At 71.6% G+C, this 19,911-nt stretch carries 20 protein-coding genes; 12 read left to right on the top strand and 8 right to left on the bottom strand.

Annotation, left to right across the window (positions count from 1 at the left end; all coding sequences use genetic code 11):
* The 3 genes from ACFV6I_RS22430 to ACFV6I_RS22420 form a co-directional block, all read right to left on the bottom strand.
* Positions 1-200: DUF397 domain-containing protein (locus ACFV6I_RS22430; RefSeq protein ID WP_380427251.1), on the bottom strand; the 200-nt coding region annotated here is incomplete at its 3' end.
* Between the two features lie 20 nt (positions 201-220).
* Positions 221-454: a DUF397 domain-containing protein gene (locus ACFV6I_RS22425; RefSeq protein WP_380427249.1), complete on the bottom strand. Its 234-nt coding sequence runs from the start codon at positions 452-454 to the stop codon at positions 221-223.
* Positions 451-1,311: a helix-turn-helix domain-containing protein gene (locus ACFV6I_RS22420; protein ID WP_380427247.1), complete on the bottom strand. Its 861-nt coding sequence runs from the start codon at positions 1,309-1,311 to the stop codon at positions 451-453. The genes ACFV6I_RS22425 and ACFV6I_RS22420 overlap by 4 nt, the downstream gene beginning before the upstream one ends.
* A gap of 172 nt (positions 1,312-1,483) precedes the next feature.
* Between ACFV6I_RS22420 and ACFV6I_RS22415 the strand changes: the two genes are divergently transcribed.
* The 5 genes from ACFV6I_RS22415 to ACFV6I_RS22395 all read left to right on the top strand — a co-directional run bounded on the left by ACFV6I_RS22415 (position 1,484) and on the right by ACFV6I_RS22395 (position 5,103).
* On the top strand, positions 1,484-1,927 hold the full coding sequence (locus ACFV6I_RS22415) for an ATP-binding protein (RefSeq protein ID WP_380427245.1): 444 nt from the start codon (positions 1,484-1,486) through the stop codon (positions 1,925-1,927).
* Complete coding sequence (locus ACFV6I_RS22410; protein ID WP_380339843.1) at positions 1,924-2,115, top strand: hypothetical protein; 192 nt, start codon at positions 1,924-1,926, stop codon at positions 2,113-2,115. Before ACFV6I_RS22415 ends, ACFV6I_RS22410 begins: the two co-directional genes overlap by 4 nt.
* 17 nt (positions 2,116-2,132) lie before the next feature.
* Positions 2,133-2,882 (top strand): hypothetical protein, encoded by a 750-nt coding sequence (locus ACFV6I_RS22405; protein ID WP_380427243.1) that lies wholly within the window; start codon positions 2,133-2,135, stop codon positions 2,880-2,882.
* Between the two features lie 261 nt (positions 2,883-3,143).
* Positions 3,144-3,521 (top strand): hypothetical protein, encoded by a 378-nt coding sequence (locus tag ACFV6I_RS22400; protein ID WP_063346728.1) that lies wholly within the window; start codon positions 3,144-3,146, stop codon positions 3,519-3,521.
* Positions 3,522-3,672: 151 nt separating this feature from the next.
* Positions 3,673-5,103 carry a pyridoxal-phosphate dependent enzyme gene (locus ACFV6I_RS22395; protein WP_380427241.1) on the top strand — a complete coding sequence of 477 codons (1,431 nt, stop codon included), beginning with the start codon at positions 3,673-3,675 and terminating at the stop codon, positions 5,101-5,103.
* A gap of 47 nt (positions 5,104-5,150) precedes the next feature.
* Here the strand turns inward: ACFV6I_RS22395 and ACFV6I_RS22390 are convergent, their stop codons facing one another.
* Positions 5,151-5,885, bottom strand: coding sequence for a TetR/AcrR family transcriptional regulator (locus tag ACFV6I_RS22390; RefSeq protein ID WP_380370719.1), 735 nt, complete (start codon positions 5,883-5,885; stop codon positions 5,151-5,153).
* A 100-nt stretch (positions 5,886-5,985) separates the two neighbouring features.
* Between ACFV6I_RS22390 and ACFV6I_RS22385 the strand changes: the two genes are divergently transcribed.
* The 3 genes from ACFV6I_RS22385 to ACFV6I_RS22375 all read left to right on the top strand — a co-directional run bounded on the left by ACFV6I_RS22385 (position 5,986) and on the right by ACFV6I_RS22375 (position 8,899).
* Positions 5,986-6,957 (top strand): ATP-binding cassette domain-containing protein, encoded by a 972-nt coding sequence (locus ACFV6I_RS22385; RefSeq protein ID WP_363372652.1) that lies wholly within the window; start codon positions 5,986-5,988, stop codon positions 6,955-6,957.
* A complete protein-coding gene (locus ACFV6I_RS22380; RefSeq protein WP_244293305.1) occupies positions 6,957-7,799 on the top strand; it encodes an ABC transporter permease in 843 nt (280 codons plus the stop codon). Before ACFV6I_RS22385 ends, ACFV6I_RS22380 begins: the two co-directional genes overlap by 1 nt.
* Positions 7,800-7,912: 113 nt before the next feature.
* Positions 7,913-8,899 carry an aldo/keto reductase gene (locus tag ACFV6I_RS22375; protein WP_063346724.1) on the top strand — a complete coding sequence of 329 codons (987 nt, stop codon included), beginning with the start codon at positions 7,913-7,915 and terminating at the stop codon, positions 8,897-8,899.
* Positions 8,900-8,973: 74 nt separating this feature from the next.
* On the opposite strand, the gene ACFV6I_RS22370 is transcribed toward ACFV6I_RS22375, so the two are convergent.
* From ACFV6I_RS22370 to ACFV6I_RS22355, 4 genes are all read right to left on the bottom strand, one after another.
* Positions 8,974-10,140 carry a hypothetical protein gene (locus tag ACFV6I_RS22370; protein ID WP_380427238.1) on the bottom strand — a complete coding sequence of 389 codons (1,167 nt, stop codon included), beginning with the start codon at positions 10,138-10,140 and terminating at the stop codon, positions 8,974-8,976.
* Positions 10,137-10,433, bottom strand: a complete 297-nt coding sequence (locus ACFV6I_RS22365) for a hypothetical protein (RefSeq protein ID WP_063346723.1) — start codon at positions 10,431-10,433, stop codon at positions 10,137-10,139. Before ACFV6I_RS22365 ends, ACFV6I_RS22370 begins: the two co-directional genes overlap by 4 nt.
* Positions 10,430-10,675: a hypothetical protein gene (locus ACFV6I_RS22360; RefSeq protein WP_380427236.1), complete on the bottom strand. Its 246-nt coding sequence runs from the start codon at positions 10,673-10,675 to the stop codon at positions 10,430-10,432. Before ACFV6I_RS22360 ends, ACFV6I_RS22365 begins: the two co-directional genes overlap by 4 nt.
* A gap of 203 nt (positions 10,676-10,878) precedes the next feature.
* Positions 10,879-11,445 carry a hypothetical protein gene (locus ACFV6I_RS22355; protein WP_063352163.1) on the bottom strand — a complete coding sequence of 189 codons (567 nt, stop codon included), beginning with the start codon at positions 11,443-11,445 and terminating at the stop codon, positions 10,879-10,881.
* A gap of 335 nt (positions 11,446-11,780) precedes the next feature.
* On the opposite strand from ACFV6I_RS22355, the gene ACFV6I_RS22350 reads away from it, so the two are divergent.
* The 4 genes from ACFV6I_RS22350 to ACFV6I_RS22335 all read left to right on the top strand — a co-directional run bounded on the left by ACFV6I_RS22350 (position 11,781) and on the right by ACFV6I_RS22335 (position 19,890).
* Entirely contained in the window at positions 11,781-12,536 is a 756-nt protein-coding gene (locus ACFV6I_RS22350) for a helix-turn-helix domain-containing protein (RefSeq protein ID WP_380427234.1), read from the top strand.
* A 55-nt stretch (positions 12,537-12,591) separates the two neighbouring features.
* On the top strand, positions 12,592-13,128 hold the full coding sequence (locus tag ACFV6I_RS22345; protein WP_380427232.1) for a kinase: 537 nt from the start codon (positions 12,592-12,594) through the stop codon (positions 13,126-13,128).
* A gap of 274 nt (positions 13,129-13,402) precedes the next feature.
* Positions 13,403-19,636, top strand: a complete 6,234-nt coding sequence (locus ACFV6I_RS22340; RefSeq protein WP_380427230.1) for a DNRLRE domain-containing protein — start codon at positions 13,403-13,405, stop codon at positions 19,634-19,636.
* A complete protein-coding gene (locus ACFV6I_RS22335) occupies positions 19,633-19,890 on the top strand; it encodes a hypothetical protein (RefSeq protein WP_380427228.1) in 258 nt (85 codons plus the stop codon). Before ACFV6I_RS22340 ends, ACFV6I_RS22335 begins: the two co-directional genes overlap by 4 nt.
* The last annotated feature ends 21 nt before the right edge of the window (positions 19,891-19,911 follow it).

Raw genomic sequence — 19,911 nt, 5'->3', positions numbered from 1 at the left:
GCTTGGACGAAGGCGGTCCATTCGGCCTGGTCGAAGGCGAGGTGGGGGCGGCCGGGATTCTTGTCGTCGCCGAGCCAGACGTCGCCGTTGTCGAAACGCGCGATAACCACGCAACTGCCGTTGGAGTCGCCGGAGAAGGGGGACTTGGTCCAGTCGGCGTCGGCGGGGCTGTGGTCGTAGGGATCGTTTCGGTCGGGCATCTTGGCCTCCCGGTGGGTGGTCAGGCGGTGAAGCGGGGGTCGTGGGCTTCGATGGCTTGGATGAAGGCGGTCCATTCGGCCTGGTCGAAGGCGAGGTGGGGGCGGCCGGGATTCTTGTCGTCACCGAGCCAGACGTCGCCGTTGGGGAAGCGGGCGATGATCACGCAGTCGCCGTTGTCGTCACCGGAGAACGGTGACTTGAACCAGTCGGCGGTTGCTGGATCATGGTCGTACGGGTCGCGCTTCTCGCTCACGTCAGCTCTTCCAACTTGCGTTCAAGGGCGGTGATGGTGTCCTCCGGCGACAGAGCGCAGCGATGGAGCCGGGAGAAGGCTCGCTCGGCCCGTCGTACGTCTCGTCCGGTTCTACGCGGGAGCATACCGCCAACAGCTTCGATGAATACGAACCCATCTTCGGGATCGTCAGGGAACCTCATGAGTACGAGTCCTGAGGTCAGGATGCCCTGTCGACCTGCGCTCAAGGGGATCATTCGGATAGTGACGTTCGGGTATTGCGCGACCTTGATCGTATGGCGGATCTGGTCCGCAAGGACCTTGTGATCGCCTGCGACCATGAGTGCCACCTCGCCGAAGTAAGCCTCCAAGGCGAGCGTGGGGTCCTCGGTGAGTCGACGTTGCCGCAGCATGCGGACTTCCGTTGCGGTTTCGATCTGTTCCTCGTTGGGCGCGCTCAGTCCAGCCGCGATCATCTCCTTGGCGTAACCCTCGGTCTGGACGAGGCCAGGGAAGGCGGAGGGGAAGTAGTTCAGCATCTGAGCGGCATCGGCTTCGAGTGCCAGGTACTCGCTGAAGGCCGCCGTGATGGAGTTCGCGAAATCCAGGTCGCGCCACCACTGCTTCGGAGGGCTGGCCCCGAGAAGGCTCTCAAGGTCCTCCCGCTCCTGGCCGGTGACGCCGGAATGATCGAGCAGTGTGGCCAGGTCGGTGGCGCTGATCGGCTGTAGGGCTCGTTCGATCCGGCTGAGTCGACCGGCGCTCCAACCCTTCAGGTCGGCCGTCATGTCGGTCAGGGTCTTGTTGTTCTCCAGTCGCCAGGCGCGCAGTTCGTCGCCAAGCCGGATTTGCCTGATGGCCGACAGGTCCTTGTTCAAGTGGCGCCCCTCCGTCCGGTGTGGGGTCCAGTCTCACCAGTCTGCTGGCCTTGTCTCAAGTCCAAACCATGATCAATTAATTTATTCGAGCAATGAGGTTGCGGTTTCGATTTTCGATGCTCCACACTCACTGTGACCGCACGAACACGCCACTGAAGGTGTGGGGTGACTCATGTCCACCTTGCGTAACCCGGTCCTCCGATCCTGGGAGACCACCCTCACCGAGCACGAAACCTCGGTCCGTACCGCCCGCCGCCTGGTCCGTGACCAGCTCACTTCCTGGGGCTGGGTCGGTGACCCGGTCGACGACCTCGTCCTCATCGCCTCCGAGTTCGTGACCAACGCCGTCGTCCACGCCTGTCACGGCGACGGCGAAGTCCGGCTCTACCTCCAGGAGTTCGACGGCGGCTGCCGCCTCGAAGTCTGGGACCCCCGCAGTGACCTCCCGCTCCTGGAGCGGCGTCCGGGCCGTTTGAACGAGTGCGGCCGTGGGATCGAACTCGCCCGCCGGCTCGCCGTCGACTTCGGGGTGGTCGCGCGGTGCGGCACGGGCAAGCGCGTCTGGGCGCGCGTCCTCCGTACCGCTCACAGCAACGTTCCCTCGCCCGAAAGTTGAGCGTCATCAAGCTCGCCACCACGGCTGCGATCACCGCCGCCAGCCTCGCCCTCGCCTGCTTCGCCTCGAACCTCGTCCCGCCGCGCGAGCCGGCCACCGCCGACGTCGTCTGGTGGACCACCCTGGCCGCCGCCCTGATGACCGGCATCAACCGTCACAGCGACAACTCCGACGACGACAACGACTGAACCGAGGAGCCCCCCTCATGACGACCATGCACCCCGCCGCCATCGCCTTCCGCGACCCGGCGGCCCTCCGCGCCCGCTGCGACATCGGCAACGTCCGCAGAGTCCATGGTGAGCCCGACTACGAGAACGGAGCCGTCGTCCCCGCCGGCGACTGGTCCCCGCTCCCCGAGGAGCACCCCGAGCGCTACGCGCCGGGCCTCTTCACCAAGGACAGCGGCCTGGTCGAGTTCTTCCGCCTCCCCGGGACCGTCACCGACGTCCACACCGTCGCCGCGCTCGTCGGCCTCCTCGGTGATCCGCTGCACGTCGCCCTCGAACCGGCCGAGGACCCGCCCGGTGAGCTGGTCACTCACCGGTTGCCCGAGAGCGGCCTGTGCCTCGGCCTGCACGTCGACAACCACCAGAACCTGCCGTACCCGGACCGCGACACCGCCCGCCGCCGCCTCTGCGTCAACCTCGGCCCCGGCAGCCGCCACCTCCTGCTCGCGGACACCGACATCAAGTCCATCTGCCGTACCGTCCACGACCGTTACGAGACCCACTGCCCGCACACCGACGACCTGCGGATGTTTGTTGCCCTGCGCAGACCGCTCAAGGTGCTGCGGGTCCGCATCGACCCGGGGGAGGGCTGGCTCGCCCCGACCGCCGTGCTGCCGTACGACGAGTCCACGGAAGGTGCGGAAGGTGCGGAAGGTCAGGCCCGGTGGTCCGCCACCGCGTCCTGGCTCGGCCACTGGGGGCGCGACCTCTTTGAACCGCTGATCTGATCGCGCGCCGATCACTCTCCGCACACACCCGATCGGCGGGGCGGGCGCGGGCCGTACCGTTGCGCACTTTGGAGCGCAGCAAATCTGAGGGGCGCGCAATGGGCGCCACGCGCCTTTGTCCGCGCCCCTTTACGGTCGAGAACCCTCGCCGACTCGGCCTCGACGATCCGGGGCTGCCAGTGCTGTGACCGGGATGGCCCACCGTGATCGGAAGGCGGCTCGCGGGACGAGCGCACGAGCAACGGCTGGTATTACTGGGGCATGCAGGAAGAGACGGCACGCTCCGCGATCGACACCTTCATCTCCGCGTTCAACGCCTCGGACGACAGCTATGTGACTGCCCTGCTCTCCCAGGCCCTGACCTCAGACGTGGTCTTCTGGGGGCCGTTGGGCCGCAGCGAAGGAATCGCGGCGGTCGAGCAGTTCGTGCTGGACATCCGGCACCACCCGGCGGGGACCGGCACGATGGCGCGCTGCTCAGCGGTGGACATGCCTGACGAGTGGGCCCGGTACCAATGGGTCTTCACCACGCCGGACGGAGGCCCCCGTCTGGCGGGAACGGACGTCGTCCATCTGCGGCGGAGCCTCATCGACCAGGTCATCGTCTTTGCGGGGGAGATCGAGCCGTTCGCCTCCTGAGTCGTCCTTCTGTCGCTGTCCTTCTCGTGAACTTGTCCCTTTCGGCACTCCGGGGCTGCGGTTCGCGGTCGGTCAGGCGGTCACAGCACCAGCGACTATCTGACCGCGCGTTCGGGCAGGCTCGGGCGGACAGCCAGTGAAAGGGGCCGTGATGGCCGCAGTGCACGAATCCGTACTCGACGCGATCGGCGGGACGCCCCTGTTCCGCCTCGCCCGGCTCGGCGCCGGGCTGCCCGCGCCGATCTACGCCAAGGCCGAGTTCCTCAACATCGGCGGCAGCGTCAAGGACCGCGCCGCGCTGTCCATGGTGCTGGCCGCCGAGCGGGACGGCCTGCTGCGGCCGGGCGGGACGATCGTTGAGGCGACCTCCGGCAACACCGGCATCGGGCTGACCATCGTCGGGCGGCAGCGCGGCTACCGGGTGATCGCCGGGGTGTCCGACAAGTCGGCGCCCGAGAAGTCCGACATCCTGCGGGCGTACGGCGCCGAGGTGGTGCTCGCCCCGACGGCCGTGCCCGCCGAGGACCCGACCCACCTGTTCAACGTCGTGCAGCGGCTGGTGGAGGAGATCCCCGGCGCCTGGCTCGCCAACCAGTACGACAACCTGGCCAATCCGGACGCCCATGTGCGTACCACCGGTCCCGAGATCTGGGAGCAGACCGGCGGCCGGGTCACCCACTTCGTCGCGGGCGTCGGCACCGGCGGGACCGTCACCGGCACCGGCGGGTACCTCCAGCAGGTGTCCGGCGGCTCCGTGACCGTCGTGGGCGCCGACCCGGAGTCCTCGATGTACGGGGGCGGGGACGGCAGCCCGTGGTTCGTCGAGAGCATCGGGCACTTCCTCCACCCCGGCACCGTCGAGGACCGCTGGCCGCAGGCCTACCGGTCGGAGGTGGTGGACGCCTTCGAGCGCATCCCCGACCGCGAGTCGCTGCTGACGGCCCGTCGGCTCGCCCGGGAGGAGGGCATCCTGGCCGGTCCTTCCTCGGGCACGGCGGTGGCGGCGGCGCTGCGGGTGGCGCGGCGGCTCGGGCCGGACGACCTGGTCGTGGTGCTGCTGCCGGACTCCGGGCGCTCGTACCTGTCCAAGGTGCACAGCGACGACTGGATGCGGCAGTGGGGCTTCCTGGAGGAGGAGTCGGAGTCGGCGGGCGGCCTTCGGCCGCTGCTCGCCGGGGCCGGCCCGCTGGTCGCGGTCGACGCCGGTGCGACGGTCGGCGAGGCGCTGGAGGCGCTGCGCGCCGTGCCCGGCGGGGTGGCGCCGGTGGTGCTGGCGCGGGCGGCGAGGCCGTACGGGGTGAGCGCGACGGAGGTGGTCGGCTCGGTGTCGCGGGCGGTGCTGGCGGCGGCGATCGCGGACGGCGGCGCCAAGCCGGACGACCCGGTGGGTGGTTCGCCGGGTGATTCGCCGGGTGGTCCGCTGGGCGCGCTGCTCGGGCCGGCGCTGCCGGCGGTGGGCGTCGGGCAGTCGCCGGCCGAGGCGCGGGCGGCGCTGGGGGGCGCGCACGAGGCCGTGTTGGTGCTGGTCGACGGGCGGGCGGCGGCGGTGCTGTCGCGGCCCCGGCTTGAGGGCGGGGCCTGAGGGCGCGGCTTGAGGGCGGGGCCGGTCGGCGGGGCTGAGCAGCGGGCTCAGCGGGGCGTCGGCGGGGCCAGGATGGCCGTGATCACCCGGTCCAGCGAGCGGTCGAAGGCGGCGTCCGGATCGGAGGGCGGTCCGGACGTCGCGAACGCCTGGGCCAGGTGCGGGTATTCGCCGCTCATGGCGGCCCGGGTGAGGTAACCGACCAGCTCCGCCTGCCACTTGGCGCCCGCGGCGGCCGTCTGCTCGTACTGGGCGTACTGGCAGATGAAGCCGTTGAACAGGGCCATGGCCTCCATCCGGGCGCCGCCGCCCAGGCCGGTGGAGGCGGTGACGGCGAGGAAGTGGTCGGTGTAGCGCAGGGCGTTGGGGCCGATGCCCGGGCGGGCGAGCACCAGGGTCGGCAGCCAGGGGTGGCGGCGGAAGATGGCGAGTTGCTGGCGGGCGAGCGCCGCGAGGTCGGCGCGGACGTCGCCGCTCGGCGCGGCCGGCAGCTCGTACTCGGCGGTGACGGCGTCGAGCATGAGGTCGAGCAGGTGCTCCTTCTTCGGCACGTAGTTGTAGAGCGACATGGTGCCCGCCCCGAGGGCGGCCGCGACCCGGCGCATGGAGGCGGCGTCCAGGCCCTCCGCGTCGGCGATCTCGACGGCCGCGGCGGCGATGGACGTCCGGCTGTGGGCAGGTTTCGGCCCGCGGCCGGTGCGTTCGGGGCGCAGCCAGATCAGTTCGGGCGCCTCGGGGGTGGCTGGGCGCTCGCTGTTGCTGGGGGGTTCGTTGGACGGCACTGGATGATCACCTCGCCCCCCATCTTAGATACGTACGACGTACGTAGTAGCATTTGGCTCACGCTTCTACGTACGCTGTACCTAGAGAAGGGGCAGAGCCATGTCCGACACCGCCCGACCCGCCATCGAGATGGCAGGCGTGGAGAAACGATTCGGGACCACCGAGGCCCTCCGCGGCCTCGACCTCACCGTTCCCGCCGGCACCGTCTGCGGATTGCTCGGCCCCAACGGCGCCGGCAAGACCACCGCCGTCCGCGTCCTCGCCACTCTCGTCGCCCCCGACCGGGGCACCGCGCGCGTCGCCGGACACGACGTCGCCCGCGCCGCCGAGGACGTCCGCCGGGCCATCGGCCTCGCCGGGCAGTACGCCGCCGTCGACGAGGGCATCACCGGGCGCGACAACCTCCACCTGTTCGGCCGGCTGCACCGCCTCGGCGCCCGCCGCGCCCGCGCCCGCGCCGACGAACTGCTCGAACGCTTCGACCTCACCGAGGCCGGCGACCGGCTCGTCCGCACCTACTCCGGCGGCATGCGCCGACGCCTCGACCTCATCGCCAGCCTGGTCACCAGCCCCCCGGTGCTCTTCCTCGACGAGCCCACCACCGGGCTCGACCCGCGCAGCCGCCAGGAAATCTGGAACACCGTCAAGGAGTTGGCCGACGGCGGCACCACCGTGCTGCTCACCACCCAGTACCTGGAGGAGGCCGACCGGCTCGCCGACGACATCGTCGTCGTCGATCACGGCGCCGCCATCGCCACCGGCCCACCAGCCAGGCTCAAGGCCGCGATCGGCAGCCAGCTGTCCGTCACCCTCGCCGACCCGGCCCAACTCGCCGCCGCCGCCGTGGTGCTGTCCACCCTCTCGGGCGGCGACGCGCAGGTCGACGCGGCCGAACGGACCGTGACGGTACTGACCCAGCCCGGCGTGTCCGTCCTGCTGCCCTCGCTGGTGCGGGAGTTGGACACCGTCGGGATCACCGCCGAGGACGCCGCCGTACGGGCCCCCTCGCTGGACGACGTGTTCCTCGCGCTCACCCGCGAATCCGCCGAAACCCTGAGGAGGGCCGCCTGATGGCCGCCGTGCACGCCCCCGCGCCGATGCCGTCCCGCCCCGCGCCGACACCGTCCCGCCCCGCCCGGCTGGCCGTCGACACCTGGACGTCGATGCTCCGCATCCTCCTCAACTACCGCCACTCGCCCGGCCTGTTGGCCGCCTCGCTGGGCGTCCCGGTGATCATGGTGGTGGTCTTCGGGTACGTCTTCGGCAGCGCCATGCGGATCCCGGGCGGCGGCGACTACCGCGAGTTCCTGATGCCCGGCCTGTTCGCCATGGTCGCCACCAACGGCATCATGGTGACCATGGTCGGCGCCGCCCGCGACGTCGGCCGCGGCATCACCGACCGGCTGCGCTCCATGCCCGTCTCCCGCACCGGACTGCTGCTCGGGCAGACCCTCGCCGACCTGCTCGTCAGTTTCGTCGTCCTGACCCTCCTCGCGCTCGTCGGCCTCGCCGCCGGCTGGCGCGTCCGCGAGGGCGCCGGGGACGCGGCGGGCGCGTTCGCCCTGCTGCTGCTCTTCCGCTTCGTGATGACCTGGGTCGGCACCTGCCTCGGCCTGACCATCGGCAAGGAGGAGGCCGCCGGCCAACTCTCCGTCGCGGTATTCCCGATCGCGATGGTCACCAACGCGTACGTCCCCACCGGCGGCATGCCCGGGTGGCTGCGGGTCGTCGCCGACTGGAACCCGGTCAGCGCCGTCGTCCAGGCCTGCCGCGAACTCTTCGGCAACCCCTCCGCGGCCGGCGGCGCCTGGCCCATGCAGCACGCCGTCCTCGCCTCGCTGCTCTGGAGCGGGCTGCTGCTCGCGCTCTGCGTGCCGCTCGCCGTGCGGAAGTTCGCCACGCACGGGCGCTGAACAGGCCGGAATCCGGCGATTCCGTCCGACCCGGTTCGTCTGCGCGCCTGTGGGCCTGCTCGTCTGACGGAATGTGCTGGACACCGGCGCCGGTACGGCCGAAGGTGGGCGCCATGGAGTACACCCACCTCGGCCGCACCGGCCTGACCGTCTCCCGACTCTGCCTGGGCACCATGAACTTCGGCCCCCACACCGAGGAGTCCGAGGCCCACCGCATCATGGACACCGCCCACGAGCGGGGCATCAACTTCTTCGACACCGCCAACGCCTACGGCCGCGACAGCGAGGGCAACCTCAGGGGCCGGACCGAGGAGATCATCGGCCGCTGGTTCGCCCAGGGCGGCGGCCGCCGCGAACGCACCGTCCTCGCCACCAAGGTGTACGGGCCGATGGGCGACTGGCCCAACGAGGGCAAGCTCTCCGCCCTCGGCATCCGCCGAGCCGTCGAGGCCAGCCTGCGGCGCCTGAACACCGACCACATCGACCTCTACCAGATGCACCACATCGACCGGGACACGCCCTGGGAGGAGATCTGGCAGGCGATGGAGGTCCTGGTCACCCAGGGCAAGATCATCTACGTCGGCTCCAGCAACTTCGCCGGCTGGCACCTCGCCCAGGCCCAGGAGGCCGCCCGCTCCCGCCACTTCCTCGGCCTGGTGAGCGAACAGTCCCTCTACAACCTCCTCGACCGCACCATCGAACTGGAGGTCATCCCCGCCCTCCAGCACTACGGCCTCGGCCTGCTGCCCTGGTCCCCGCTGCGCAGCGGCCTCCTCGGCGGCATCCTCCGCAAGGAACGCGAAGGCACCCGCGTCCGCGGCGCCCTGCCCCAGGCCGACGGACTCCTCGCCACCCACCGCGACCGCCTCCAGGCCTACGAGGACCTCGCCGCCGACCTCGGCACCGAACCCGCCGACCTCGGCCTCGCCTGGCTCCTCACCCGCCCCGCCGTCACCGCCCCCATCATCGGCCCCCGCACCCCCGCCCACCTCGACGCCGCCGTCGCCGCCCTCGACCTGAAGCTCGACCAGAAGACCCTCGACCGCCTCGACGAACTCTTCCCCGGCCACCAGCCCGCCCCGGAGGACTACGCCTGGTAGCAGCGCACGGGCGCCGGGAGGCCCACTGCCCCCCGGCGCCCGCCCTGCGGCCGTCCCCGCGCCCGCCCCTGCGGTCAGACCAGGGCGCGGGCCCGCTGGTCCCACGTCTCGACCCGCGCCATGGCGGCGGTGACGAGGTCGAGTGCGGCCATGATGTCCTTGGCCGGGGCCCGCAGATCGCGGCTCACGTTGGTGAGCCACTCCATCATCGTCCGGAAGAGCCGGAGCGTCTCCAGGCCCTCGCGCGAGGCCTGGGACATGTCGATGAGCTGGTGCAGGAAGCTGTGGGTCTCCTGGGCCTCCCCGGTCTGCGGCAGCTGCTGGAACATGTCCAGCGAGGCGTGCACGGTCGCGTCGATGTTCGACATTCGGGTGGTGAACTCCTCGGCGCACACCTTGAGTTCGGCCGCCGGCCCGCCGAGGGCGGTGCCGAAGCGCCTGGTCGCCGCGAGCGTGGCGGACGGCGGCGCACCCTTCGCGGCGGCGCGTTTCATGTCAGGCCCGAACTCCTCGGCCAGGGCGGCGATGGCGTTCACCAGCCCGGTCATGGTCTCGATGCCCTCGGTCAGCAGGTCCATCTCGGACTCCACCGTGGCGAAGAGGTCGATCAGGCCGGGCGCGTCCTCCCCGTCCGCCCGCTGCTGCCCGGGCGGACCGGCCTCGGCCTCGTCCCGAGAGCGGAGGCCGAGCAGGATCCTGGCCGGGGTCAGCGGGGCGAACCCCTCCCGGATCCCCCGGTTCAGTGCCTCCTGCAACTCGTTGCGCGCGCTCACCAGTCCACTGCGCGACCGCTTGAACAGGATCGTCCGGATCGGCGAGATGTCGAACGGCAGCAGCCCGTGTTCGCCGATGTGGATGGTGAGGCGGCCGGTCGTGTGCCGAAGGCCGAGTTCGTACATCACATTGGCGTTCCCGCCCGTCACATCGGCGATGACGATGTCCGACTGCAGCACGTGGCGGCAGATCTGCTCGGTGATCTCCCCGGCCTGCTGGATCTGGTCCGCGCGCAGCGGCTGGATCCGGAAGGCGGCGCAGGCCGGGCCGATGACCTCCTCGAAGGTCTCCAGGGACGTCTCGTACGCCTGGCGGGCCGGACTGCCGACCTCGGCGTGCCGGTCCCCGATCGGGCCGATCACGAAGCAGGTCGGCAGCTGCGCCGACGCCTCCGGGAGGGTTGCCTCCGGTCCGGACGGCTCCGGGCGGAGCGGCTCCGGGTGGGCGGTCGTGGTCATCGCGATCACGCGAGGTCCTTCCATTCGAGACCGGGCAGCGGCGGGGCGCTGACCCAGGGGGCCAGATCGGACGCGTAGACGGGGAGTTCCTCGATGCCCAGGGCGCTGAGCAGGCCGACGGTGGGCACCCGGTAGCGGTACCCGGTGCGGATGACGGGGCAGGGAAAGGCGTCGCGGTGGACGAGGTTGTAGGCGGTGGCCAGGCAGATACCGAACGCCCGGGCCGCCGTGCGCAGGTCGACGGACAGCGGGAGGTCGAACAACTCGGGGAAGGTCAGCGGGCCTTCGGCGGGGGCGATCACCGGCCGACCGCCGTCGAGCGGAGCGAGACCGACCCGAGCCGCGGGCCACGGTGCGGCCGGTGGGTCCGGTGGACCACCTCGCGCAGGCCGAGGTGGTCCGCGAGTTCACCGAGCCGCGCGCCCTCGACCGCCGAGCGCGAGGTGAGGCGCAGCGGCGCGGCCAGGCCGTCGGGCCGGTCCGGTCGGGAGATCGCCAGTTCCCAGAGGTCCTCGGTGGACGCGGCGGTGCGGGCGTCGGCCACGGCGCCGAGGTGCTCCGCCGCGCCCCCCCCCCGCGGCGCGCCCCCGGCGCTCACCCCCCCCCCCCCGCCCCCGGGGGCGGCGGGAGGTGCCGGGCCGGCCTACCCGGCGAGCAACGGCCCGAGCTGCTCGGCCCATTCCGGGTACCGGGCCCCGGGTTATGCTCCGTCGAGGGGTCCGGGGGCCTCGGTGTTCCCAGGGGCGTTCATGGGCTGCTCAGCGCCATCGCGTACACGCCCTGATCGAGGTGCGTGAAGCCGTGCCGTTCCCAGGCTCGGCGCAGCTTCGTCATCGCCTCCTCGTCCGGCCGTCGGATCTCCGGGTCGTCGGAGGCGTAGGAACACGGTTCGTCCGGCCCGTGGTCGTGGATCGGGGCCGGATAGCAGACGGCCAGCGCCCCGGGGACGGCGAGCCGGCGGAGCGCGGCGACGGCCAGTCGCATGCCCACCCCCTTGCCTCGCCACGCGTCGGTGACGTGCACGGACTCCAGCAGGAGCAGCAGCGTCGGATTCGTCTTGGCCACGGCGGGGGTCAGGGCGCCGTCCTCGGTGAAGACCACGCGGGGGATGCGGTCGAGCAGGCCCGGGTCGGCGTCCAGAGCGGCACGGGGGTTCGGCGTCAAGCCGGGGACCACGCGGGTGATCTCGGCTGTGCCGATGTTCTCGGCCGGAACATAGAACGAAGCCGTCCACCGTTCGGCGCGACTGGTCCACGTCTCGTCGGCGAACTGCCGCATGGCGTAGGCGATATGGAACCGGTTCGGGTCAACCACGGGCACTCCTCCGAGTGAACGGGGCCCCCGCCGTGTGCACAGTCGGCAGGGGTCCCGGTGTGTCAGGTGACTACTTGGGCTGCGGGGCGGGCTGCGGCTGCTCCGGCGCCGGGTTGCCCCGGCGCTTCGGCGGGTCCTTCGGCTCCCCCTTGTGCTTGGACACGATGATCTCGACGTGCATGGGCGGTACCTCCTACCTGCTTCTGGTGGCGGGTTGGAGACCGATCGTGCCCCAACCCGGCGAACCATTGCGACGGCGTGGAGGCGTCACTTCGGCGTCCTGGCAAGACGTCATTTCGACTTCTTCAGAGGATGTTTGGGCCTATCTTCTAGCCATGACTACGCCGAACGAGACCCTTCGGGCCGTACGCCTCGGACTCCGTCTCAGCCAGGACGAGTTCGCGAAGCGGCTGCGGGCGGCCGGGGAGGACCAAGGGGAGCCGAACGACGCCAGCAAGCGCCTGGTGCAACGTTGGGAGTCAGGGGAGGTGAGGTCTCCCCGCCCGGTGTACGTTCGAGCCCTTGAGGCTGTCACCAAGATTCCCGTTGACCGCCTCGGCTTCGACTCGCCACAGTTGCCGCCAAGGGTCAGCGTGGACAGTACGGGAGGGCACGACGTGACCAGTGATGAACCGGGCGTGCCCGTGCAGGCTGCGCCCGCTCCTACGGGTGAGGACTACTCGGGGGTATGGGTCAGCCACTACGAGTTCTACAGCAGCAGTCGGGAGAACACGTTCACCGGTCTGCATCACGTCGTGCTGTCCCAGAACGGCAACCGGATCACGGGGCGATCCCTCCCCGGTGCGTCGTCCAATCCCGACTCGCCGCTGTCATTCGATCTCACTGTTGATCGGAACATCGTTACGGGTTCCTGGGTGGAGCAGACCGCGCAGGATGGCTACTACCAGGGGGCCAGGTATCACGGCGCTATTCAGTTGCTGGTCGACCCGACCGGCCGCCGCATGGCCGGCAAGTGGGTCGGCTTCGGCAAGGACTTCGACGTCAACTCCGGGCCTTGGGAACTGCGTCTGCTGGACAAGTCCACGGCGGACCACGTCCTGAGCCGCTACAGCGTGCCGCCGGAAGCGTAGCCGCGCCTCACAGCGTACGCGGGAGGGCCCCGTACGCGGCCGGTACGGTGTCGGCGTGACGGGAACTCAGGACACCGTGCTGGTGGTGGTCCGCGGGCCGAGCGGGGCGGGCAAGTCGAGCGTCGCCGCGCGGCTGCGCGCCGCGTACGGACGGGGTGTGGCCGTCGTCGCGCAGGACGTGCTCCGGCGCACCGTCCTGCGCGAGCGCGACCTCCCGGGCGGGGCGAACATCGGCCTCATCGACCTGGTCGCCCGGCACGCCCTGGACCACGGCTTCCACACCGTCGTCGAGGGCATCCTCGCCGCCGAGCGCTACGGCCCGATGCTCGCCCGGCTCGCCGCCGACCACCGCGGCCGCAGCCACCTGTACTACCTCGACGCCGACTTCGACGAGACCGTGCGCCGCCACGCCACCCGCCCCCAGGCCGGCGAGTTCTCCCCCGAGGACATGGCCGGCTGGTACCAGCCCCACGACCTCCTGCCCGGCGGCCTCGAACACGTCGTTCCGCAGCACAGCACCCTCGACGAGACCGTCGAGCGGATCCTCACCGACACCCGTCTCGCCCCACCCGGCTGGACACCCCGGCCCTGAGGACGGGAAGCATCGAGCCCACCACCCGAAGCGGCCCCACCTACGGTGGTGGCCGGTAAGTGGCCGGTGCGGCCGGCACCGCTGACGTAACGCGCAGGGGGCGGGCGCGGTTGCCTACGCCATGATCACGATCATGTGAACCTTGTCGAAACAAGATCATTATTTGATGATCCTTTGGCGTCATTTGACCCCATCTTTGATCTTGCCGCCCACTCCTATGCTCCGAGAGCGCCGTCGAGCGACGGTGTTTCAAGGAGTCGATATGAACAGACGGATGACCACACGACGCAGACTCGGCAGGCCTGTTGGCATGCGGGCGGTGAGCGGGTCGCTGGCCCTCGCCGTGGCGGTGTCGCTGCTGGCCGGGTCCGAAACGGCCCTCGCCGCATCGCCGAGCGCGTCCCAGAGCGCGGCGGCGGCGAAGGCGGGCAAGGGCGCCGGGCAGTGGGCCACGTCCGCCGCCGACGTGCCGTCGGCGAGGGTCGCGGCCCGGCTGTCCGGGCAGCGGGTGGAGGCGCTCTCCGAGCGTACGGAGACGTCGACGACATGGGTGAACAAGGACGGTTCGCTCACCACCGAGCTGTTCGCGGGCCCGGTCCGCTTCCAACGTGACGGCCAGTGGGTGGACGTCGACCTCGGCCTCCAGGCGAGCGCCGACGGGTCGGTGGCGCCGAAGGCCCACCCGAACGCGCTGCGGCTCGCCGGTGCCGGCGGCACCCGGGCGAAGTCGCTGCTCCAGGCGCAGGCCGCGGCCCCGGACGACGCCCGCACCCTGGTGACCCTCGGGCAGGGCGACCAGCAGGTCGAGCTCCAGTGGCGGGGCGGCCTGCCCAAGCCCGCCCTGGACGGCACGAAGGCCACCTACCGGGACGCGATCGCGGACGGCGCGGCCGACCTGGTCGTGGAGGCCACCCGGACCGGCTTCGAGCAGTACACGGTGCTCAAGCAGCGCCCGAGCGCCGCCGGGTTCTCGTACACGATGCCGCTGAAGGCCGACGGTCTGAAGGCCGAGGTCCAGCCGGACGGCGGCGTGCTGTTCACCGACAGGCGCACCGGCGAGCGGCGGGCCGTGCTCCCGGCGCCGGTGATGTGGGACGCGACGGCCGCCGCCGAGGGCTCCGGTGAGCACGCCCGGCAGGCGAAGGTCGGTCTGAAGGTCGTTCAGCGCGGCGACGGCATCGACCTGGTGTTCACGCCGGACGCCGCGTTCCTCGCGGACCCGAAGACGCAGTACCCGGTGACGGTCGACCCCTCCACCACGGCCCTCGGCAACGTCTTCGACACCCGGGTGCAGCAGGGCGAGACGGTCGACTGGTCGGCCGACACCGAGATCTACTGGGGCAACTCCGGCACCAAGAACGCGGACGGCTCCTCCCGCCAGGCCCGGTCGTTCATCAACTGGAACACCGCGCCGATCGCGGACGCGCTGATCACCAACGCCAGCCTGTCGCTGTACAACTTCCACTCCGGCAACAGCGACTGCCAGCCCTACGCGTGGGACATCTGGGACACCGGCCTCGCCTCGACCGCCTCGCGCTGGACGGCGCAGCCCTCCTGGAACGCCAAGAAGGCCACCGGCACCGAGACCAAGGGCCGGGACGCCTGCGGCGGCGACGGCTGGATCACCGCGGACGTCACCAACCTGGTGCAGACCTGGACGTCGGCGAAGAACACCACCTCGGGCATGGGGCTGCGCGCCCCGGACGAGGCCAACACCAAGTACTGGAAGGAGGTGAACTCCGCCAACGCCGCGACCAACGTCCCGAAGCTGACGGTGACGTACAACTACCGCCCCCGGACCGGGACGGACCAGCAGGCCGGCTCCCCGTTCTACAAGGACACCGCCGGCACCTGGTGGGTCAACTCCACCACCCCCACGCTGCGCGACACCTTCGTCGACCCGAACAACGACAAGGTCGACGGCACCTTCCAGATCTTCGACACCGCCACCGACACCCAGGTGGGCAACGTCCTGGTCTCCCCGTACGTGCCGAGCGGGGCCCCGGCCTCCGTCAAGGTCCCGGCCGGTGTGCTGGCCAACGGCAAGACGTACAAGTTCCGCACCTCGCCGTACGACGGGCTGCACTACAACAACAACTGGTCGGCGTGGGCCACCTTCACGGTCGACACCTCCGCCCCCTCGGCGCCCGCCGCGCTCTCCTCCACCGACTACCCGTCGGGCCAGTGGGTCAAGGGCCCCGGCCAGGCCGGTTCCTTCACCGCGACCCCGCCGGCCGGTGACCAGAACGCCCTGGAGTGGACGCTCGACGGCGCGACCTGGACCAAGGTCGCGACGAACGGCTCCGCCGCGCCGGTGACCTTCACCGTGACCCCGGCCAAGGCCGGCACCAACACCCTTCAGGTGCGGGCGGTGGACCGGGCGGAGAACAAGTCCGAGGCCCGCACCCACACCTTCCAGGTCGGCGCGGGCGGTGTCACCTCGCCGAACGACGGCACCCGCACCGCGGCGCGCCTGCCGCTCACCGCCGAGGCCGACGCCGCCCGCTACGACCAGGTGGCCTTCTCCTGGCGGCGCTCCGACGCCGACGCGTGGACGCGGATCCCCGTCGGCGACATCACCAACGGCGGTGCCGCACTGGCGGCCTGGCCCGTGCCCCTCGCCGCGGGCAAGAGCCCGGCGCTCACCTGGAACGCCACCTCCACGGTGACCCCGGACGGCACCGTCCAGCTCCGCGCGGACTTCACCGGGCCGGGCGCCGCCGCCGTCTCCTCCGAGCCGGTGCGGGTCGTCGTCGACCGCAAGGCCGACGGCGCGGCGACGGAGAACGTCGGCCCGGGTGCACTGAACCTGCTCACCGGCGACCTCAGGGTCCCGGCCACCGACGTGTCGCTGTTCGGCATGACGGTCGGCCGCACGCACTCCTCGCGTGACCCGCGGGCCGCCGCCGGCCAGGACGGCCAGGCGGCGGTCTTCGGCCCCAACTGGGTGTCCAGCGTGTCGTCGAGCCTGTCCGCCTCGGAGTACACGGAGATCCGCAGGACCTCCAGCACCTCGCTCAGCGTGATGGCCGCCGACGGCTCCGCCGTCTCCTTCACCTCCAACGCGGCCGGCAACGGCTGGACGCCCGAGCCGGGCAGCGAGGACCTCACCCTGAGCGGCTCCTTCGGCGCCGACTTCACACTCTCCGGCACCGAGGGCACCGTCACCACCTTCGCCAAGGCCGATCCGGCCGCCGCCACCTGGACGGTGACCTCCACGCTGCAGGGCGGGCTGGCCAACACCACCACCAGCGTGGTGTCGGAGACGACCGTGGTCGGCGGCAAGACTCTGGCCCGGCCGAAGCTCGTCATCGCGCCCACCTCCGCGGCCACCCCGGCGGTGTGCGCGGCGAACGTCGCCGCCAAGGGCTGCCGCGTCCTGCAGTTCGTCTACGCCACCGCGACCACCGCCACCGGCGCCACCACCGACACCGAGTTCGGTGACGTCGCCGGGCAGGTCAGCGCGATCAGGCTCTGGAGCACCGCGCCCGGGGCCGCCTCGGCCACCGCCACCGACGTCGCCGTCTACCGCTACGACTCCGCCGGGCGGCTGCGCCAGACCTGGGACCCGCGGCTCGGCCAGAGCAGCCAGAACCAGTACGCCTACTACACCCAGGGCGCCGACGACGGCCTGCTCTCCTCCGTCCAGCTCAGCGGCACCCGCGCCACCTCGCTGGCGTACGGCACCGTCAGCGCCAACCCGGCCGCGGGCCCCGGCATGCTGACGAAGACCTGGCACGACACCCTCGCCCCCGGCACCACGGGCACCGTGAACGGCACCGCCACCACCACCGTCGTCTACGGCGTCCCGCTCTCCGGCGCGAAGGCGCCGGAGGACCTCTCCGCGCCGGCCGCCTCCGCGTGGGGCCAGAGCGACCTGCCGACCGACGCCACCGCGGTGTTCCCGCCGGACCAGGCCCCCGCCTCCAACAACGGCACCGACCTCGGCGCCGGCGACTACACCCGGGCGAACGTCACCTACCTCAACGCCTCCGGCCGCCAGGTCAACCAGGCCACCCCGGGCCACCACATCACCACCACCGAGTACGACAACCAGGGCCACCAGGTCCGCAGCCTGACCGCGGGCAACCGCGAGCTCGCCCTCGGCGCCACCACCGCCGCCAAGGCCGAACTGGCCGACCTCGGCATCGACACCCTGCCCTCCGCCGAACGCGCCCGGCTCCTGTCGAGCAGCAGCGCCTACAGCGCGGACGGCCAGCAGGAGACCGACGTCTACGACCCGCTCCACCGCATCACCCTCGCCGCCGACGCCACCTCCGGTGCGACGGTCCTGGCGAAGGCCGGCACCCAACTGCCCGCCCGCCAGCACACCGTGAAGACCTACGACGAGGGCCGGCCGACCGACGGCACCGCCAAGATCAAGAACCAGATCACCCTCACCGCCACCGGCGCCCGGCTCCGCGCCTGGCCCGACCTGCTGGTCGACGCCCGCCAGGACCGCACCACCTACAACTGGGCGCTCGGCGTGCCCACCGCGCAGATCAAGGACAGCGGCGGCCTCGCCCTGACCACCACCACCGGCTACGACGGCCAGGGCCGGGTCGTCTCGACCCAGCAGCCGGCCTCCACCGGCACCGACGCCGCAGCCGGCTGGACCACCTACTACACCGCCGGCGGCACCGGCACCTGCGGCAACCGCCCCGAGTGGGCCGACCTCGTCTGCCAGACCGGGCCCGCCGCGGCCATCACCGGCGGCGGCGCCAACCCCGCACAACTGCCCACCAGGACAACCCAGTACGGGCAGTTCGGCCAGGCCACCCGCACCACCGAGACGGCCAACGGCGTCACCCGCACCACCGTGACCGACACCGACACGGCGGGGCGCCCCACCACCGTCACCGTCACCGACGGCCTCGGCACCCCGGCCCCCGCCGCCACCACCACCTACCACCCGGGCACCGGCGCCGTCACCCGCCAAACGTCCGCCACCGGCGGCACCATCACCAAGGGCTACGACGAACTCGGCCGCCTGACCTCCTACACCGACGCCGACGGCGCCGTCACCACCACGGAGTACGACGCCCTCAACCGCCCCACCAAGGTCACCGACACCTCCCCCTCCACCACCACCTACACCTACGACACCGCCGTCGACCCGCGCGGCCTGGCGACCTCGGTGACGGACTCCGTCGCCGGCACCCTCACCGCCCGCTACGACGCCGACGGCACGCCGCTCACCCAGGGCCTGCCCGGCGGCTACACCCGGACCGACGACAAGGACCCGGCCGGCACCACCACCAGCCGCACCTACACCCGCGACAGCGACGGCGCCGTGCTGGTCTCCGACGGCATCACCGAGACCATCCACGGCCAGCGGGCCACCCACACCGGCACCCCCGGCATCACCGCGGCCCAGACCTACGCCTACGACCGGGCCGGCCGGCTCCTCCAGGTCCAGGACACCTCGACCGACGCCGTCTGCACCACCCGCACCTACACCTTCGACCGCAACACCAACCGCACCGCGCTGGCCACCGCCGACGCCGCCCGCGGCCAGACCTGCACCACCACCGCGGGCACCACCCAGACCAGCACCTACGACACCGCCGACCGCCTGGTGAACCCCGGCTACACCTACGACGCGTTCGGCCGCACCACCGCACTGCCCGGCAGCACCCTCGCGTACTACACCACCGACCTGGTGCAGCAGCAGACCAGTGGCACCAACCGGCAGAGCTGGACCCTCGACTCGGCCCAGCGCTTCCGCGCCTGGACCACCGAGACCAACACCGCCGGCGCCTGGGCCCAGACCGGACTGCGGACCAACCACTACGGCTCCGACACCGACAGCCCCCGCTGGATCACCGAGGACACCGCGGGCACCCTGACCCGCAACGTCACCGGCCCCGCCGGCACCCTCGCCGCCACCACCGCGAAGACCGGCGGCACCATCCTGCAACTCGCCAACCTGCACGGCGACATCACCCTGCGGCTGCCCCTGGACACCGCCGTCGCACCCACCGTCCTCGACTACGACGAGTACGGCCAGCCGCGCACCGGCCAGCCCGGCACCCGCTACGCCTGGCTCGGCGACAAGCAGCGCTCCGACGAGACCCCGAGCGCCCTCACCCTCATGGGAGCGCGCCTCTACAACCCGGCCACCGGCCGCTTCCTCTCCCCCGACCCGGTCCAGGGAGCGAGCGCCAACGCCTACGACTACTGCAACGCCGACCCGGTCAACTGCACCGACCTCAACGGCCGGATGCCCGGCTGGCTGAAGGCCGCGCTCAAGGCCGCCGTCTCCCGCGCCGTCCAACTGTCCGTCACCGCGGCCGTGGCCGCCTGGATCCCCTTCCTGGCACCCTGGGCGCTCCACATCGGCAACTGCGCCGGCGGCGCCTGCGCCGGTGTACTGTTCGGGAGCGGCGGCTGGAAGCAGCGCATCGTCTGGGCCGTCGCCGGCTGCCTCGCGGGTTTCGTCTTCGACCGCGGCGTCTCCCAGCGGATCGTCGACAAGGTGATCGGCGTGGTCAGGAGGTTCGTGTGACATCCACGGAGTCTGCGGGGTCGGCGGAGGAACCGGCAGCGCGCCGGGCGAGCCCGCTGCGCCTCGCCGCGACCAACGGGGCCTGGCTCGCCCCGTCCTTCCTCGCCGCCTACCTGCTCTCCGACCGCCTCACCACCGACGCCACCACCCGCACCTGGTGCACCCTGCTCCTCGCACCGGTGATCGGCCTGGCCCTGCGCGCCACGACCACCCTCGTGGCCCGCCGCCGACGGGCGCGGACCAACCGGCGGTAACCCGACGCACACCCCTGCAAC

The sequence above is a fragment of the Kitasatospora sp. NPDC059803 genome (assembly GCF_042732255.1).
Taxonomy (GTDB): Bacteria; Actinomycetota; Actinomycetes; order Streptomycetales; family Streptomycetaceae; genus Kitasatospora.
Note: the sequence above shows the minus strand (reverse complement) of the source record. Positions and strands in the feature narration are given on the sequence as shown.

What these genes read in the sequence shown, in the direction of transcription:
- ACFV6I_RS22400 (WP_063346728.1), top strand. Translation starts at nt 3,144, where the DNA reads ATGCAGGAAGAGACGGCACGCTCCGCGATCGACACCTTCATCTCCGCG.
- ACFV6I_RS22350 (WP_380427234.1), top strand. Translation starts at nt 11,781, where the DNA reads ATGACTACGCCGAACGAGACCCTTCGGGCCGTACGCCTCGGACTCCGT.
- ACFV6I_RS22395 (WP_380427241.1), top strand. Translation starts at nt 3,673, where the DNA reads ATGGCCGCAGTGCACGAATCCGTACTCGACGCGATCGGCGGGACGCCC.
- ACFV6I_RS22405 (WP_380427243.1), top strand. Translation starts at nt 2,133, where the DNA reads ATGACGACCATGCACCCCGCCGCCATCGCCTTCCGCGACCCGGCGGCC.
- ACFV6I_RS22415 (WP_380427245.1), top strand. Translation starts at nt 1,484, where the DNA reads ATGTCCACCTTGCGTAACCCGGTCCTCCGATCCTGGGAGACCACCCTC.
- ACFV6I_RS22380 (WP_244293305.1), top strand. Translation starts at nt 6,957, where the DNA reads ATGGCCGCCGTGCACGCCCCCGCGCCGATGCCGTCCCGCCCCGCGCCG.
- ACFV6I_RS22375 (WP_063346724.1), top strand. Translation starts at nt 7,913, where the DNA reads ATGGAGTACACCCACCTCGGCCGCACCGGCCTGACCGTCTCCCGACTC.
- ACFV6I_RS22340 (WP_380427230.1), top strand. Translation starts at nt 13,403, where the DNA reads ATGACCACACGACGCAGACTCGGCAGGCCTGTTGGCATGCGGGCGGTG.
- ACFV6I_RS22385 (WP_363372652.1), top strand. Translation starts at nt 5,986, where the DNA reads ATGTCCGACACCGCCCGACCCGCCATCGAGATGGCAGGCGTGGAGAAA.